This is a genomic window from Streptomyces sp. GL_140, assembly GCF_057834465.1.
The window spans coordinates 3,845,019-3,861,127 of record NZ_CM174404.1 but is presented as its reverse complement, the minus strand read 5'-3'; the positions used below and the strand labels follow the sequence as shown (position 1 = coordinate 3,861,127).

At 71.4% G+C, this 16,109-nt stretch carries 13 protein-coding genes; 7 read left to right on the top strand and 6 right to left on the bottom strand.

Features of this window, described 5'->3' with window-relative positions; all coding sequences use genetic code 11:
- The first annotated feature begins 25 nt into the window (after nucleotides 1-25).
- The 4 genes from AC3IYJ_RS17855 to AC3IYJ_RS17840 all read left to right on the top strand — a co-directional run bounded on the left by AC3IYJ_RS17855 (nucleotide 26) and on the right by AC3IYJ_RS17840 (nucleotide 3,840).
- Nucleotides 26-325 (top strand): DUF2530 domain-containing protein, encoded by a 300-nt coding sequence (locus AC3IYJ_RS17855; protein ID WP_489402294.1) that lies wholly within the window; start codon nucleotides 26-28, stop codon nucleotides 323-325.
- A 216-nt stretch (nucleotides 326-541) separates the two neighbouring features.
- On the top strand, nucleotides 542-3,025 hold the full coding sequence (locus AC3IYJ_RS17850; protein ID WP_489402293.1) for a cation-translocating P-type ATPase: 2,484 nt from the start codon (nucleotides 542-544) through the stop codon (nucleotides 3,023-3,025).
- 69 nt (nucleotides 3,026-3,094) lie between these two features.
- A complete protein-coding gene (locus tag AC3IYJ_RS17845) occupies nucleotides 3,095-3,400 on the top strand; it encodes a hypothetical protein (RefSeq protein ID WP_489402292.1) in 306 nt (101 codons plus the stop codon).
- The gene (locus AC3IYJ_RS17840; protein WP_489402291.1) at nucleotides 3,397-3,840 is read left to right on the top strand and encodes a hypothetical protein; all 444 of its coding nucleotides are present in this window, start codon (nucleotides 3,397-3,399) and stop codon (nucleotides 3,838-3,840) included. The genes AC3IYJ_RS17845 and AC3IYJ_RS17840 overlap by 4 nt, the downstream gene beginning before the upstream one ends.
- A gap of 18 nt (nucleotides 3,841-3,858) precedes the next feature.
- Here AC3IYJ_RS17840 and AC3IYJ_RS17835 read toward each other — a convergent pair whose 3' ends face one another.
- On the bottom strand, nucleotides 3,859-5,052 hold the full coding sequence (locus AC3IYJ_RS17835; protein ID WP_489402290.1) for an MFS transporter: 1,194 nt from the start codon (nucleotides 5,050-5,052) through the stop codon (nucleotides 3,859-3,861).
- Nucleotides 5,053-5,135: 83 nt separating this feature from the next.
- On the opposite strand from AC3IYJ_RS17835, the gene AC3IYJ_RS17830 reads away from it, so the two are divergent.
- Together AC3IYJ_RS17830 and AC3IYJ_RS17825 are read left to right on the top strand one after the other, a co-directional pair.
- A complete protein-coding gene (locus AC3IYJ_RS17830) occupies nucleotides 5,136-6,134 on the top strand; it encodes a DUF5937 family protein (RefSeq protein WP_489402289.1) in 999 nt (332 codons plus the stop codon).
- 88 nt (nucleotides 6,135-6,222) lie between these two features.
- Nucleotides 6,223-7,884, top strand: coding sequence for an FG-GAP repeat domain-containing protein (locus AC3IYJ_RS17825; protein WP_489402288.1), 1,662 nt, complete (start codon nucleotides 6,223-6,225; stop codon nucleotides 7,882-7,884).
- A 64-nt stretch (nucleotides 7,885-7,948) separates the two neighbouring features.
- On the opposite strand, the gene AC3IYJ_RS17820 is transcribed toward AC3IYJ_RS17825, so the two are convergent.
- The gene (locus AC3IYJ_RS17820) at nucleotides 7,949-11,125 is read right to left on the bottom strand and encodes a sacsin N-terminal ATP-binding-like domain-containing protein (protein ID WP_489402287.1); all 3,177 of its coding nucleotides are present in this window, start codon (nucleotides 11,123-11,125) and stop codon (nucleotides 7,949-7,951) included.
- A gap of 162 nt (nucleotides 11,126-11,287) precedes the next feature.
- Here AC3IYJ_RS17820 and AC3IYJ_RS17815 point away from each other — a divergent pair, with 162 nt between their 5' ends.
- Nucleotides 11,288-11,872, top strand: a complete 585-nt coding sequence (locus AC3IYJ_RS17815) for a TerD family protein (protein ID WP_489402286.1) — start codon at nucleotides 11,288-11,290, stop codon at nucleotides 11,870-11,872.
- A gap of 33 nt (nucleotides 11,873-11,905) precedes the next feature.
- Here the strand turns inward: AC3IYJ_RS17815 and AC3IYJ_RS17810 are convergent, their stop codons facing one another.
- The 4 genes from AC3IYJ_RS17810 to serC form a co-directional block, all read right to left on the bottom strand.
- Complete coding sequence (locus AC3IYJ_RS17810; RefSeq protein WP_489402285.1) at nucleotides 11,906-12,919, bottom strand: RNA-guided endonuclease InsQ/TnpB family protein; 1,014 nt, start codon at nucleotides 12,917-12,919, stop codon at nucleotides 11,906-11,908.
- Between the two features lie 244 nt (nucleotides 12,920-13,163).
- Nucleotides 13,164-13,796: a class F sortase gene (locus AC3IYJ_RS17805; protein WP_489402284.1), complete on the bottom strand. Its 633-nt coding sequence runs from the start codon at nucleotides 13,794-13,796 to the stop codon at nucleotides 13,164-13,166.
- On the bottom strand, nucleotides 13,789-14,571 hold the full coding sequence (locus AC3IYJ_RS17800; RefSeq protein WP_489402283.1) for a hypothetical protein: 783 nt from the start codon (nucleotides 14,569-14,571) through the stop codon (nucleotides 13,789-13,791). The genes AC3IYJ_RS17805 and AC3IYJ_RS17800 overlap by 8 nt, the downstream gene beginning before the upstream one ends.
- 343 nt (nucleotides 14,572-14,914) lie before the next feature.
- Nucleotides 14,915-16,033 (bottom strand): phosphoserine transaminase, encoded by a 1,119-nt coding sequence (gene serC / locus AC3IYJ_RS17795; RefSeq protein WP_489402282.1) that lies wholly within the window; start codon nucleotides 16,031-16,033, stop codon nucleotides 14,915-14,917.
- Nucleotides 16,034-16,109 lie beyond the last annotated feature (76 nt).

Below are 16,109 nucleotides of genomic sequence, written 5' to 3'. Positions count from 1 at the left end.
GGCTGAGCGGCCTAGACTTGTCCCCATGGCGAAATGGACTGCGCAGCACGAGGCCCCCGAGCCCCTGGAGGGTCCGATCGTCGGGACCGTCATGGGCGGCACGATCCTGTGGTTCGCACTCTTCGTGGTCCAGCTCCCCTTCTACGGATGGTTCGCCGACCGGGACCTGCTCTGGTGGGTCTGGACCTGCGCGGCCGGCGGGGTCCTCGGCCTGATCGGCCTCTGGTACGTACGCGGCCGCGACGCGGCGCTGAAGCGGCACGCCCTTGCGCTGGCCGCGCGGGACGAAGGCGACCAGTCGGACCCGGCCGCCCAGGCGGGCTAGCCGCCCGTCGCTCGGCCGCGGGCCGGCGGTGGCCGGTCGCGCAGTTCCCCGCGCCCCTGGCCGGGTGCGCCCCGCCCGCGCACACCCCGGCAACGGCGCCGCACGTGCCCGGTCCCGGCCGAAGGGGCTACCAGGGGACGATTCCGGTCATCCCGAAGTCGGATCTTCGGACTGCTCGGCGGGTGAACGATTGAATCGCCCTTTACCGTCGAAAGCATGACGCAGCGGGCGAACACCGAATCAGACGCACCGGAGCCGGGTGGTGGCGGCAGCGGTAGCGGCGCGGCCGCCGGGCTCGCCATCGACGCGGGGTCCGAGCTCGACCCCGTACACCCCGTCAAGCCGCCCGCGCCGCGGTTCAAGGCCGGCGGGCTGACCACCGCCGAAGTCGCCGAGCGCGTGGCGCGCGGAGCCGTCAACGACGTCCCCGTACGGTCCTCCCGCTCCCTCTCGGAGATCGTCCGGGCCAACGTCTTCACCCGGTTCAACGCCATCATCGGCGTCCTCTGGGCGATCATGCTGTTCGTCGCGCCCATCCAGGACAGCCTCTTCGGCTTCGTGATCATCGCGAACACCGGAATCGGCATCATCCAGGAGCTGCGCGCCAAGAAGACCCTCGACGGGCTCGCCGTCATCGGCGAGGCCAAACCCAGCGTCCGCCGCGACGGCAGGACCGCCGAGATCTCCACCTCCGAGATCGTCCTCGGCGACGTCATCGAGCTCGGCCCCGGCGACAAGGTCGTCGTCGACGGACTCGTGGGCGAGGCCGAAGGCCTGGAGATCGACGAGTCCCTGCTCACCGGCGAGGCCGACCCGGTCCTGAAGAAGCCCGGCGACCCGGTCATGTCCGGCTCGTTCGTCGTCGCCGGCGGCGGCGCCTTCACCGCCACCAAGGTCGGCCGCCAGGCCTACGCCGCCCAGCTGGCCGAAGAGGCCTCCCGGTTCACGCTCGTCCACTCCGAGCTGCGCACCGGCATCTCCACCATCCTCAAGTACGTCACCTGGATGATGATCCCGACCTCCATCGGCCTCATCGTCAGCCAGCTGCTCGTCAAGGACAAGAACTTCAAGGACGCCATCGCCCGGACCGTCGGCGGCATCGTCCCGATGATCCCCGAAGGCCTCGTACTCCTCACCTCCGTGGCCTTCGCCATCGGCGTCATCCGGCTCGGCCGCAAGCAGTGCCTGGTCCAGGAGCTGCCCGCCATCGAAGGCCTCGCCCGCGTCGACGTGGTCTGCCTCGACAAGACCGGCACCCTCACCGAGGGCGGCATGGACGTCACCGAGTGCCGCCCGCTCGGCGGCGCGGACGCCGAGTACGTCAAGAAGGTGCTCGGCGCGCTCGGCGAGAGCGACCCGCGCCCCAACGCCAGCCTCCAGGCGATCATCGACGCCTACCCGGACAGCGCCGAATGGCGCTGCACCGAGTCCCTCCCCTTCTCCTCCGCCCGCAAGTACAGCGGCGCCAGCTTCAGCGAGGGCGACGGCGAGAACAACACCTGGCTGCTCGGCGCCCCCGACGTGCTGCTCCCCGCCGGGGACCCGGCCCTGGACGAGATCAACGAGCTCAACGAACAGGGCCTACGGGTGCTCCTGCTGGGCCGCACCGCCCGCGAACTCGACGACGAGGCCGTGGCCACCGGGGTCAAGCCGACCGCCCTGGTCGTCCTGGAGCAGCGGCTGCGCCCCGACGCCTCCGACACGCTGCGCTACTTCGAGGAGCAGGGCGTCCAGACGAAGGTCATCTCCGGGGACAACGCGGTCTCGGTCGGCGCGGTCGCCGGGAAGCTGGGACTGCCGGGCGCGCAGAACACGGTGGATGCCCGCACGCTCCCCACCGACCAGGCCGAGATGGCCAGGGTCCTAGACGAGAACTCCGTCTTCGGCCGCGTCACCCCGCAGCAGAAGCGGGACATGGTCGCCGCCCTCCAGTCCAAGGGCCACACGGTCGCCATGACCGGCGACGGCGTCAACGACGTCCTGGCCCTGAAGGACGCCGACATCGGCGTCTCGATGGGCTCGGGCTCGGAGGCCACCCGGGCCGTGGCCCAGATCGTCCTCCTCAACAACAGCTTCTCCACCCTCCCCTCGGTGGTCGCCGAGGGCCGCCGGGTCATCGGCAACATCACCCGCGTCGCCACCCTCTTCCTCACGAAGACGGTCTACTCGGTGCTGCTGGCCATCCTGGTGGTCTGCTCCCAGGTCGAGTACCCGTTCCTGCCGCGCCACCTGACGCTGCTGTCCACCCTGACCATCGGCATCCCGGCCTTCTTCCTGGCCCTCGCGCCGAACAAGGAGCGGGCCAAGCCGCACTTCGTGAAACGCGTGATGCGGTACGCGATCCCGGGCGGCGCCATCGCGGCCGTGGCCACCTTCGTGACCTACCTCCTCGCCCGCCACCACTACACCGGCCCGGACGCCCTCAAGGCCGAGACCAGCGCGGCGACGCTGGCGCTGTTCCTGACCTCCATGTGGGTCCTGGCGATCATCGCCCGCCCGTACACGTGGTGGCGGGTCGCCCTGGTCGGCGCGATGGGCGGAGCCTTCCTGATCGTCCTCGTCGTGCCGTGGCTCCAGGACTTCTTCCAGCTCAAGCTGAAGGGCGCGGTGATGCCGTGGACCGCCGTCGGCATCGCGGCCCTCGCGTCGATGCTGATCGAATTCACCTTCCGGTGGGTGAACCGGAAGTTCCCGGCGTGAACGTGGGCCGTTCGGGTTCACCTCGGAGGGGGATGGACGCGCGGTTCACGGGGTGGCCATACTTGTTATATGGCTACGAAGAAGATCACGATCACCGTGCCTGAGGAACTCTTGGAGTCCATCCGCTCCCGGGTGGACGCGCGCGGGGTGTCGGCGTACATCACGGAAGCCGCGGTGCGGATGGATGCGGTGGACAAGCTGGGTGAGCTGTCGGCCGGCCTCCAGGAGGAGTACGGCGCCCTGACCGACGAGGAACTCCGCGCGGCGGACGAATGGCTCGCCGCCATCGACGCCAAGCACGACGAGCTCACGGCCGGAGCGAGAGCCGGAGCGGGAGTCGAGGTGAAGCACGAAGCCGGACGGGAGGCGGCATGACTCCGCGTTCCAAGGCCGGCGACCTGCTGAGGCCGAGGCTGTTCGTCTTCGACTCCGAGGCCCTGTCAAGGGCGGTACGTGGGGACCGGGCCTTCCTCGGCCTGGTGAACAAGGCCTGGGAACGACGGGCGCCGGTCGTCACCTCGGGCCTCACTACGCTGGAGGCCTGGGATCCGCGGCCGGGCAAGGCGCCGAGGCTCTGGGACTGGTCCCTCTCGCGCATCGAGATCGTCCACGCCGACGGCGAGATCGTCGACAGCGCCCGCTCCCTGCTCACCGAGGCCGGTCTGCACGGCCACAAGTACGCCATCGACGCGGTCCTGGCTGCCGTCGCGGTGGCCGGGGCCAGGCGGGGCAGCCAGGTGACCGTGTTCACCTCCGACGCGGACGGCCTGGAACGGCTCCTGGCGGGGAACCCCGTGGTGATCGAGTCCATCTGACGCCTTCACGCGGCGTCCTCACGCCGCCAGGTCGTGGGGGTCCCGCTCCGCACGGGCGGCGATGCGGGTGCGCATGCCCAGCATCGCCGCCGCCGCGAGCAGTCCGCCCAGCAGGGCGCCCCACCACAGGACCGCCGGGCCGACGGCGGTGTAGACGGTGACGCCGAGCGTCAGGGCCGCGAAGCGGGAGACGCCCCAGGTCCAGGAGAAGGCGCCCTGGTAGCGGCCGCGGGCTTCGGCCGGGGCCAGGTTCGCGACGAGCGAGGCGGCGATGCCCGCGACGACGACCTCGCCGAGCGACCAGACCGCCACCGAGACCGCGTACGTGGCGACGGAGTCGGCCACACCGGTCAGCGCCACCCCGCCGGCGATCAGCACGCCGCCCGCCGCCTGCACCCGTAGCGGCGGAAGTCCGGCCAGCCGGGCGGACACGAACGGCTGGAGGCCCACCACGAGCACGGCGTTGACCGCCGCCAGGGCTCCGTAGACGGCCGGCGAGTGGCCGCTGTCGCGGACGGCGAGGGGGAGCGCGACCTCGGTCAGCGAGTACACGAACAGCTGGACGCCGAACAGCGGGAGCAGCAGGAGCAGCAGCCGGTCGCGCAGGACGACCCCGTAGCCCATGCCCGTCTCCTTCTGCGCGGCGGTGCGGGCCGGTTCGCGCAGCCGGACCGCGACGACGGCCGCGTAGACGAGGGCCGTGCCCGCATCGACGGCGAAGAGCAGCCAGTAGCCGTGGGCGGCCAGGAACCCGCCGAGCACACCGGCGACGGCCGTGCCGATGTTGACCCCCCAGTTGAACAGGGCGTACGCCCGCTGCCGCCATCCGCTGTCCACCGCGTCGGCCAGCATCGCGAACGCGGCGGGACCCACGATCGCCCCGGCCGCGCTGAGCAGCAGCGCCGCCGCGGCCATCGTCCACACGCCCGGGGCCAGGAACAGCGCGCCCTGGGCGAAGGCCGAGCCGACCAGCCCGATCAGCATGGTGGGGCGGCGGCCGATCCGGTCGGCGAGGGATCCGCCCAGGACGGGGCCGAGCAGGTTGCCCGCTCCGAGCGCGCCGAGGACGTACGAGGTCTCGGCCCCGGTGACTCCCCGGTCGGCGAGCAGGAACACCAGGAAGGGGGTGACGAGATGGCCGAGCCGGTTGACGATCGTTCCGGCGAAGAGGGTCCAGACGGTGGACGGGAGACCGCGGAAGGTGGAGGGCATGGGTGGAGCCTGCGCCCTGGTCCCACTCGGGTCCTATTGATTAAGCTGAGGCCGAATCCAACACTGCCACGGGGGGCAAGTACGTGGAGTACGCGCTGAGTTTCACCGCGACGGACCTGGCCCAGACCCGGTTCGCGGTCTCCCCGATGTGGGAGGTCGTCACCAGCTTCCGGCTGCTGCGCGAGGAGACCGATCCGCCGCTGCACCGCCGCTGGGCCGCGCAGGTACGGCCCCGGCTGGAGCGCGCGGGCCTGGACCGCGGATGGTTGGCCGCCCTGATCCCGGGCGAGGGCTACCTCGCGGACTTCCTCAACCCGACCCCGGCCGGCCCCTTCCTCGAACTCCCCGCCGAGCTGGAGGCCATCCGCCGCAGCACCCCGGAACAGGTGCGGGCCGACCTGGCGAAGCTGGTGCAGAAGTCGACCCGTCCGGCGCCCCGCCTGCGGCTGCTCCACGAGGAACCCGAAGCGGTACTGGAGAAGGTCACCGCCGAGATCGAGACGTACTGGGAGCTCGCGCTCGCCCCGTACTGGCCGCGCATCCGCCAGGTGCTGGAGGCGGATGTGTTCCACCGGGCCCGGCAGGTCGCCGAACACGGCTCGGCGCACGTACTCAACGAGCTCCACGAGAGCGTCAGTTGGGATGCCGGGACCCTGCGCATGGTGCGCCGGCAGTGCTCGATGAGCCGCGCCGACGTCGGATCCGGGCTGCTGCTGGTGCCCTCGGCCTTCGCCTGGCCGCGCGTGCTGACCCGCTCGGTGGCACCCGACCCGCCCCAACTCGCCTACCCGGCGCGGGGGATCGGCGCCCTGTGGGAACCCCGGGCCGCCGAGGCCTCCGACGCGGTCGCCGCGGTCCTCGGCCGCTCCCGGGCCCTGCTGCTGGCCGAGCTCGACGTACCGGCCTCGACCACGCAGCTGGCCCGCCACAGCGGCCTCTCCACCGCCGCCGTCTCCCAGCACCTCGTGGCCCTGCGCAACGCGGGCCTGGTCACCGCCCACCGGAACGGCCGCTCGGTGCTGTACGCGCGCACGGCGATCGCGGACGCGCTGCTCGCGCCGGCGGGGGTCGGTACGGCTTAGGCCGACCGCTCAAATGTCAGTGCGATTCGGTAACTCTTGTGGGACATTACGGCTGGCCAACAGCCGTATTCCAGGGGGGATCCACCGCATGACACCCGTTCGCGCACTATCCGGGGCCGCTCTTGCCCTGGTGCTCGGCCTTGCGGCCGCGTCGCCGGCGGCCGCCGCCGGGGACCCGGCGGCGCCCAAGGTCACCTCGCCCCGCACGAGCCCCACTCCCGGCTTCGCCGGTGAGGACCGCTACTCCGCCTGCGACACCAACCCGTACTCCGGGGCCGGAGCGGGCTGGGTCGGCAACGGCGACATCACCTTCCGTGCCACCCCGGTTGCCGCGCAGGCCGGGTCGCTCGACATGACGTTCCAGCTCTGGGACACCTCGTACGGCGGCAAGCGGACCGACCAGGCCTCCTCGGCCGTCTCGGGCTCCGAGTCCAGCACGTACTTCCGCGGCGACCGGTTCACGGACGGCGGCCAGTACGCATGGCGTGCCCGCGCCACCAACGGGAAGCTGACCGGCGCGTACACGGCCTGGTGCTACTTCCGCGTGGACCACACCCGGCCGACCGCCGAGATCACCACGGACGATTCCCCCAAGAAGGTCGGGGAGGAGGCCACCTTCACGTTGAAGGGCACCGACGCCGGATCGGGGTTCGCCTGCGCCCGTTGGCAGACGAGCCCGGACTTCGGCGTCGGCTGGCGCTGCTCGGACGAGGCCACCGACTCCCATGTCGTGCGTCTGACGGACGGCTCGCTCGACATCAAGGTCAAGCCCGCCACCTGGGGCAGCCAGTCCGTCTACCTCCAGACGATGGACAACGCGGGCAACATCTCCGACGCCAACCTCACGTACTACGCGCAGGAGAACTCCACCCCCGCCGTCTTCGGAGACATCGACTCCGACGGCAAGCCGGACGTCCTCGTCCCGGACGCGGCCGGCAACCTCCGCAAGCCGGGCGCGAACCCGTTGGACACCGCCAACGCGCGCGCCGCTTCCGCCCCGGGCGGCAGCGGGAGCTGGGCGGGCGTCCAGTACGCCCACCGCGGCACGCTGAGCGAGCAGCGGGTGGACGACCTCCTGGCCCATGCCCCCGGCGGCAACTACCTCTATCTCTTCACCAACGACGGCTCCGGTCTGTTCACGGAGCAGAGCGCGAGGCTCGTCCGCAAGCCCAGGACCTGCCAGAACGCGGCGCTCGAGACCATCGCGTGCACGGAGTACGGCTTCGGCAGCGACTGGTCGAAGGTCACCCGGATCGCGGCGTACGGCTCGCCCGTGGGTGACAGCGCGGTCAACGGGATCCTGCCCCGCACCTCGGTACTGTTCGTCGAGAACGGCCGCCTGTGGCTGGTGAAGCGGGGCGGTGTCGGTCTGAGTTCCTCGGCCACGCTCATCTCGGGCAATGACACCCGCTGGGACGGCTACGACCTCGTCACCCCGGGCTCGGCCCAGGGCACGGACTTCCCCACCGTCTGGGCCCGTTCCCAGGCCGACGGCACGATCCGTGCCGTCACCATCGCGGGCACCCCGGACGCCCCGGACTTCTCCGCCTTCGCCGACCCGTCCGCCGGACCGGTCCTGACGACCCTGTCCCCGGCCGACCACCCGCGCGTCGGTTCCGACGGCGACCTCACCGGTGACGGCCTCCCGGACCTCTGGTCCGCCGACGCCTCCGGCAAGGTCACGGTGTTCCCGGGCACGGGCACGGCGACTCCGCACCCGACGGTCACCGGTTTCGGCCCGGCTGCCTGATCCACTCCCGGTAGTCGAGAAGCATCCTCCGGCGCCCCTCCAAAGGGGCGCCGGAGGCGTTTTCTCAGTCGAACCAGCGGTCCCGGGCCAGTTCCGCCGTGCGGGACGGGTCCTCCAGGAGGGCCGCCACCTCGAAGCGGCGGGGCCACTGGCCCGCCGCCCAGGCCAGGGCTGCCGCGACGCCCTCCAAGGTGGCGGCGTGCAGGGTGCCGTCCGGGGTGCGGCGCCAGTCGAGTTCGATGCCGCCCGCCAGGAGTTCCTCGTGCTCCACGTAGCTCGTCGGGGTGGCCGGGCCGAGGAGGCCCAGGACCGACTCGGGGACCTCGTGCTCCTCGCCGTCCGTGGTGACCTCGGCCTCCACCGTCTCCGAGAGGCGGCGCACCTGGAACAGTTCGGCCAGGTCGGCGGCGCGGGAAGGGGCCACGGGCAGCAGCGGGAGGCCGGTCGTCAGGGGGAGCAGGTCGGGGGCGTCCGCGATCACCGCGTCGGCCGCGTCCACCACGACGACCTCGCCGTCCACGACCGCGCGCAGCTCGTCGGGGAGGGTGACCTGCTCGGGATCCAGCTCGGCCAGCGCCCCGTAGAGGGCGTGCAGCTGGCGGCCGCCGACCTCGCGCTCCGGGTCGGCGAGCCGGGCCAGGAGCTCGGCCGCGCCGCCGGGCTCGGACAGGAGGGAGGCGACGGAGGTGCGTACGCCGAGTGCCCGCAGGACCTGCTCGTCCTCGAAGCCGGTGGCGTCCGCCGGGGTGTACAGGCCGGCCAGCAGCGGGTCCCCGCCCGCCGCGCGCAGACCGGCCGGGCGGCGGCCGTCGAGGACCGGGTGGTCGCGCAGCCACCAGGCGGTGTAGGAGCGCACGGAGCGCGTGGTGCCGTCCGGGAGGAGGATGCGGACGGGCTGGGTGAGGGCGTCGCGCAGCGGGGGCTGGGCCAGCATGGCCAGGGCCTGGGGCCAGCAGTCGTCGTCGACCAGGTCGAGGTCCCGTACGGCCACCAGTTCCGTGGCCACCGGCGGGACCGGGGTGTCGGGGAGCTGGTCCAGGAGGTCCTCGCACCACACGTCGACCGCGTCGAGCAGCCCGGCGTCGTCGGGTTCGGCGAAGTCCCCGTCGCGGGGCTCCAGTTCGTCCGGATCCAGGACCACGTCGGTGGCGCGGACCAGCTGGAAGGTGGCCAGGACCCCGACGGCCGTGAGGGTGTCGGCGTCCCAGCGGGCCACCAGGTCGGCGTCCACGTACGGGACTTCGTCCTCGCGGATGACGGAGGCGAGCGGGGAGCCGGGGAGCAGGAGTTCGCCGGCCGGGGTCAGTTCCCCGTCCTCGTCGGGCAGGGCGAGCGCGCCCAGCCACGGCTCGTCGCCGGGCGAGAGCTCGGCGCCCCGCACCAGCCCCAGCACGATGTCGGCGAGTTCGTCGGCGTCGAGGGCGTCCTCGTCCCAGATCTCCCCGGCGTCCAGGGAGCCCGATACGGCCGCCCGTACCTGCGGGGTCGTCAGCACGGCGCGCGGGGAGGCCGGGAGCGCGCCGAGCTTCTCCAGCAGCGGGTGCGCCGCGTCGGGGTGGGCCACCTTCAGGCCGAGCCGGGCCAGGCTCGCGGTGTCGACCCCTTCGGGGATGTCCGCGCCGGGCAGCAGGATGTGCCGGGGGCCGATGGCGGTGCGCCCGTCGGCCAGCGGCACCGGGAGGCCGGAGAGCCGGTCCGGGTCCACGCCCGCGAGGCTGTCGTAGAGCCGGTGCCACCAGTCGGGGGTCCGCTCGATGCCCGCGATCCGCTCGATGGCGTCGCCCAGCGGCAGCCGGCCCACTCCCAGGGTGCGCAGCTCGGAGCGGCGCTCCAGGCCGGCGGGGAGCAGGGTCGGGAGCACCTCGGCGAGGACCCGTACGGTGTCGGTGCCGGCGCCTTCCACCACCTCGGCCTCGAAGGGCCGCAGGGCGCTGCGCACGCCGAATTCCTCCGGGTCCTCGGCGGGGGCGGCGGGAGCGAGGAACGCAGTGCGGGGCAGCCGCTTGAGCACGGCTGCGCGCAGGGCCCCGTCGAGCTCGCCCTTGCCGAGCGGGCCGGGTACGAGGTCCACGAGCGCGGTGGTCACCGGGTCCCAGGAGCCGAGCAGTTCGGCGTAGGCGTCGGCCGCGCGTTCCACCAGGAAGTCGGTCAGGGGCCCCGGTGCGGGGTGGCGCCGGGCGGTGTCCAGCGGCAGGGTCGCGATGAGCAGGGCGGGGATGCCGAGGGGTTCGTCGGTCGGGGTCGGCGCGTGCACGACGGGCGCGGTGGCGGGGCGGACCGGGGCGCCCTCGGAGTCCACGGGGACGGCCCAGGACACGGCCCAGGCGGGCCGCAGGCGTTCCTCTACGGGGCGGTCGGCGAGCAAGGCCTTGTCGATGGGGCCGGAGTGACGGACGGTACGCCAGCGGTTCGTGCCGTCACCCGTACCGGAGCCGGTGCCGGAGCCCGTACCGGAGCCGGAGTCCTGGATGACGGTGTACGGGCCTTCGACGCGGCGCGTCAGCGTCCGTACGCCCCCGGCCGGAGTGTCCACGACGACCTCGGCCAGTCCGGGCAGGGTCAGCAGCAGGGCGTCGTCCACGGCGGCGAGCAGCCGCTGCACCAGGTCCTCGGCGGCGGCGTCGCGCAGCGGGAGGACGACGACGGTGTCGTAGCCGTCGGGAGCGGTTCCCTCGGCGGGCAACGGGAGCCGCAGCAGCGGGACGTGGCCGTCGCGGCGGCGCAGCTCGTCGCCGAGGCCGGGGCTGCCGACGGCCGCGCCGCGGGCCAGTTCGCCGGCCTCGGCCAGGGACCAGCGGACTCCGCCGTGCCGGCCGAGGACGGCGGGCTCGTCGCTGACGGCCAGGACGGCGGCGAAGCCGACACCGAAGCGGCCGACGCTGCCGGCGCTGTCGTCCCGCTTGGCGGAGGCGCGCAGGGTGGACAGCGACTCCACGCCGGTGGCGTCCAGCGGGGCACCGGTGTTGGCGGCGGCGAGCACCGCGTGGCCGCCCTCGCCGGAGTGCAGCGTGAGCCGTAGCCGGCCGGGGACGCCGGCGCGGGCGGCCGCGTCGGCGGCGTTCTGCGCGAGCTCGACCACCAGCCGGTCCCGGTAGCCGCCGAGGGCCAGGTCCTCCTCGGCGTTGGCGTCCTCGCGGAAACGGGCCGGGCCCGCACCCCAGGCGTCGAGCACCCCGCGCCGCAGCCGGGCCGTGCCGAAGGGGTCGATGCCACCCTGGGCCGCCGTCACTCGCACGTTCACGCCGCTGCCTCCAAGCCGTACCGCTCTGTCCCGCATTCACGGAATGCCGGATGCGGAGGCCCTGAAGGTATCGCGTGCGGGTGCGCCCGACGCCACGAGGCCGTTGGCGTCGCACCTCAGGCACACTTCATGGGTCGGAATCGCTCAACGTATGAGGTGCCCATGATTACGCTCACCAAGGAAGACGGCCCCGCGGACCTGGGTGGCGTGACCCATCTGTCCATCGGAGTCTCCTGGGACCCCACCGCGGGCAGCAGCGGCGGCCTGATGGGCAAGTTCAAGCGCAAGACCGGAACCGACCTCGACCTCATCGCGATCGCCATGCAGGGGGCGGACCCGGTCCGCCTGGCGGGTCTCGACTCCCTGGACCCGATGGGCAACGGTTCGCTGCTCCACAGCGGGGACAACCAGACCGGGCACGGCGAGGGCGACGACGAGACGGTGACCGTCGAGTTCGCCCGGATACCGGGCAACGTCACGTCCATCGTCTTCGTCGCCGCCGCGTACAAGAAGGGCAGTTCGTTCCAGAACGCGCGCAACATCAGCTTCAAGGTGTACGACGCGACGGGCGGCAGCAGCCAGCAGGTCGCCGACATCTGGCCGAGCCTGCTCGGCACCGACAACGGCTGCGCCGTGGCCAAGGCGATCCGGGACGGGTCCGGCTGGAAGCTGCAGGTCATCAACCAGACCGGCAAGATCAAGCCGGGCGACGAGCAGGCCCTGATGCGCTTCGCGATCAGCAAGTGACGATTCTCGCCCCATATGTTGGGGCGATTCCCTTTAGCTCGCGTGGGCGGGCGCCGGGGCTTCACGCGTCCGCCGCCGGCGGGTGGCCGGGACTCGCACCGTTCTGGTGCTGCGCGTGCTGTTGATGTCCGAGCCACCCTCCCCCACACTCCGTCCGGGAGGTGCCCCCGGGCGGGCTCGGGCCTCGATCTCGACCGAGGCGTTGTGGTCGGCGTCGTCCTCGTACCCGCAGCGAGTGCACGCGAACAGCCGACCGCATCCCTTGCGGGATTCGGGATCGACCTGACCGCACTTGGCACAGGTCTGGGAGGTGTGGAAGGGCTGGACGGCGACTAGTACGGACCCGTACATACGCGTCTTGTACTCCAGCTGCCGCCTACGTTCGCCGGGCGTGTTGTCGAGGATCGACCGGGTGAGCCCGGCCTTCGCCCGGACGTTCTTCCCCGGTGCTGCGATGGTGCCCTTCTCTGACTTGGTCATGTTCTTCACGCGCAGGTCCTCGATGCCGATCAGGCCGTGGCTCTTGGCGAGGCCGGTGGTGAGTTTGTGCGTGACGTGCCAGCCAATGCCGTCCCGGGAGACGGTGGCGTTACGGATCGTGCCCCCGATGGAGCGGGAGAGCCGGAACCGCATCCAGCCGATCTTCGGCAGACGGACCTCGGCCCACTTGCGGTTCAGTTTGCGGACCTCGACCGCCTGACCGGGAAACGGGATCGACAGGCGATGCCCGCGCTTCCTTCTTGCCGGAAAACGGGCCGGGTGTTCAATGCTCCAGAAGTTGTCGTACGCCCGGTCCAGATGACGAAGGATCTGCTGTCCCGTCTGGGCGGGCAGGTCACCGATCCAGTCGAGATCCGCACGGGCGGCCGTCAAGTGGCTGCACTGCTCGGTCGACCGGAGGGTATATCGGCGCTGCTCCCACAAATACGCCCGTTGTTCCAGCGCCACGTTCCACAGAGCACGCGCCGTATGACCCCACCTGGTCAGGGCCTCGCCCTGAACCTCGGTGGGGTAAGCACGGTATCTGCGCCCAGAGTCCGCCTTCATGCCCGCGATCGTGCCGACAGGTAACGATCGGCATGGGTCAGATCCCTAAAAATCATTGATTCTGGCTTCATTTGCGCATGCTTATGCTCTTCATGGCGAAATGTCGACCCAATGTGTACATCGATGCGGATCCCAAGCCGATGGGATTAGTTCAGGAAGAGGGAAATCTCGGGAACGAGGAACCCGTGTGCACGAAGTGGGCGGTCAAGCACGGCACATCCCGCTGGCTTCCGGGGCCGCCGGGCTATTCCTGGCCGACGAGGTGGGCGAAGACGACGACGTTGGCGTCCCAGTGGCGGTCCTTCGTGAGGCTGCCGCCGCAGGTGATGACGCGCAGCTCCGCCTTGCCGTGGGTGTCCCCGTAGACCTTGTCGGTCGGGAACTGGTCCTTCTTGAAGGTGTCGACCGAGTCCACGGCGAAGACGGCGGTGGAGCCGTCGTCGCGGTGGATCTCGATCTTCTCGTCCTTCTTCAGCTTCTTGAGGTTGTAGAAGACGGCCTCGGGTTCCTGGGGGGTGTCCATGTGCCCGACTACGGCGGCCGCGCCCTTCTCCCCGGGGGTCGGGCCGTCCTTGTACCAGGCCGCGTCCTTCGGCTTCGCGAAGTCCGGTTCCTGCATGACGCCCTGGGCGTCGAGCCCGACGGTGTCGAGCGGGGCGTCGACCTTGATGTCGGGGATCACGATGCGGTCCGGGACGGAAGGCTTGAGCACCGAGGCGGGCTTGGCGTCCGCCGGGTTGTTCTTGACCTCGCCGCCGCCGGAGGAGCAGGCGCTCACGAGGACCGCGGTGAGGACGGACGCGCCCGCCAGGGCGGCCACGCGCACGGCGCGGCCGCTCCGGCTGGGGGCGAGGTCCTGGGTGGACTGCTCAGCCATTGTCTGCGGCGTCCGAGGGGACCCAGCCGAGGGGGGCCTGGCCGGTGTTCACGGAACCCTTGGGGGTCTTGTGCTTGCTCGGGTCGAGCGGGGCGGGCTTCGGCTTCGGGTTGTCCGTGGCGTCGGTGGAGAACTTCACGGTGTCGAACTCCTTGCCGCCCGCGAAGGCGTGGACGCCGTAGTAGCCGGACTTGACGTCCTTGGAGACGACCGCGGTGCCGGTCCAGACGCCCTTGCCGTCGTTCTTCAGGCTGATCTGGCCGCCGAAGGCGTCGGACTTGATGAACGCGCTCTTCTCGTTCGGCGCCGTCTTGATGGTGACCTGGATCTTGTCGCCGGGCTTGCCGTGGTCCTTGGACAGGCTGAGGGTGGACTCGGTCGGCTTGGGGGCGTCGGCCTTGACGGTCAGCTCCGCGGTGGCCTGGAGCTTCTTGCCGTCGGGGCCCGTGCCGGTGAGGGAGACGCCGTAGTTGCCGGCGGGCACGTCGGCGACCTTGGCGGTGGCGCCGCGGCCGTCGGTCATCTTGACGTCGTTCAGGGCCTTGGAGGAGATGGACAGGTTGCTCGAGCCGTCCGGGACCTCCATCGAGAGCTGGATGGAGTCGCCCGTTTTGGCGGTGGAGGTCGAGAGCTTCAGGGCCACCGGGGCCGCCTCGGCGCCGGCAGCGGCCTTCGACGCGGTCGGGGTGGAGCCGGCGGCGAACGCGGCGGTGGGGACCGCCAGGGCCATCGACGAGGCGAGGGCGATCGCCGAGAGGGTGAGTGCCTTGCGCATGGGTTCCTCCTGAACGGGCCGGGGGTTTTTCCCGGCACACCAGACATGAGGGACATCCTGGGGTGGTTGGTCGCCGCCCTCCCGGGCGGCGGGAAGGGACCCTGCCGAAGGTCCCGGCGGATAAAACCGCAGGCCGCGACGGCGGCCGGGATATCCAATTTGCGGCATCTTTGCCCTGATTTTTGGGACCAAGGTCCCGGGATCCGGGGCCGATCGCCGCCCCGAGTCCTTCAGGGCCTCTTCAGGACCTCTTCGGGACTTCTTCAGAACCTCGCGGGCAACGCGGAAGCCCCCGGTGACGGGATGTCACCGGGGGCTTCGGAGCGTGTGGGTCGGTCGTCGGTCAGAGGTTCTCGATGACGTAGTCCACGCACGCGGTCAGCGCCTGGACGTCCGCCGGGTCGATCGCCGGGAACATCGCGATACGGAGCTGGTTGCGGCCGAGCTTGCGGTACGGCTCGGTGTCCACGATGCCGTTGGCGCGCAGCACCTTGGCGACCGCCGCCGCGTCGATGTCGTCCGAGAAGTCGATCGTGCCGATGACGGCGGAACGCTTGGCGGCGTCCGTGACGAACGGGTTCGCGTACTTCGACGCCTCCGCCCAGCCGTACAGGTTGGCCGCGCTGGCCGCCGTACGACCGGTCGTGAACTCCAGGCCGCCCTGGCTGTTCATCCACTCCAGCTGCTGGTTCAGCAGGAAGAGGGTGGAGAGCGCCGGGGTGTTGTAGGTCTGGTTCTTCAGGGAGTTGTCGATCGCCGTCGGCAGCGAGAAGAACTCCGGGATGTGCCGGCCGGAGGCGTGCACACGGGCCGCGCGCTCCAGGGCCGCCGGGGAGAACGCCGCCAGCCACAGGCCGCCTTCGGAGGCGAAGGACTTCTGCGGGGCGAAGTAGTAGACGTCGGTCTCGGTGATGTCCACTGGCAGACCGCCGGCGCCCGAGGTCGCGTCCACCAGAACGAGCGAACCCTCGTCCGCGCCCGCGACGCGCTTGATCGGCGCCGCGACACCCGTGGAGGTCTCGTTGTGCGTGTACGCGTAGACGTCCACGCCCGCCTCCGCCACCGGGTCCGGGTGCGTGCCCGGGTCCGAGGAGATCACGGACGGCGCGTCCAGCCACGGCGCGGACTTCGCGGCCGAGGCGAACTTGGAGGAGAACTCGCCGAAGGTGAGGTGCTGCGACTTCCGCTCGATGAGACCGGCGGTCGCGATGTCCCAGAAGGCGGTGGAGCCGCCGTTGCCCAGGATCACCTCGTAGCCCTCGGGGAGGGAGAAGAGGTCCCGGAGTCCCTGGCGCACCGAGCCGACCAGGTTCTTGACCGGGGCCTGGCGGTGGGAGGTTCCGAGCAGGGAGGTACCGGTGGCGGCCAGGGCGTCGAGCGCCTCGGTCCGCACCTTGGAGGGGCCCGCGCCGAAGCGTCCGTCGGCGGGCTTGATGTCAGCGGGAATCTGGATCTCAGCCACGGGCCGAGCGTATCCGGTCGGAGTCCGCGCTTTGGAGGCGCGTCCACCGGATGAGACGCGCGGGCGCGGTGGGAGG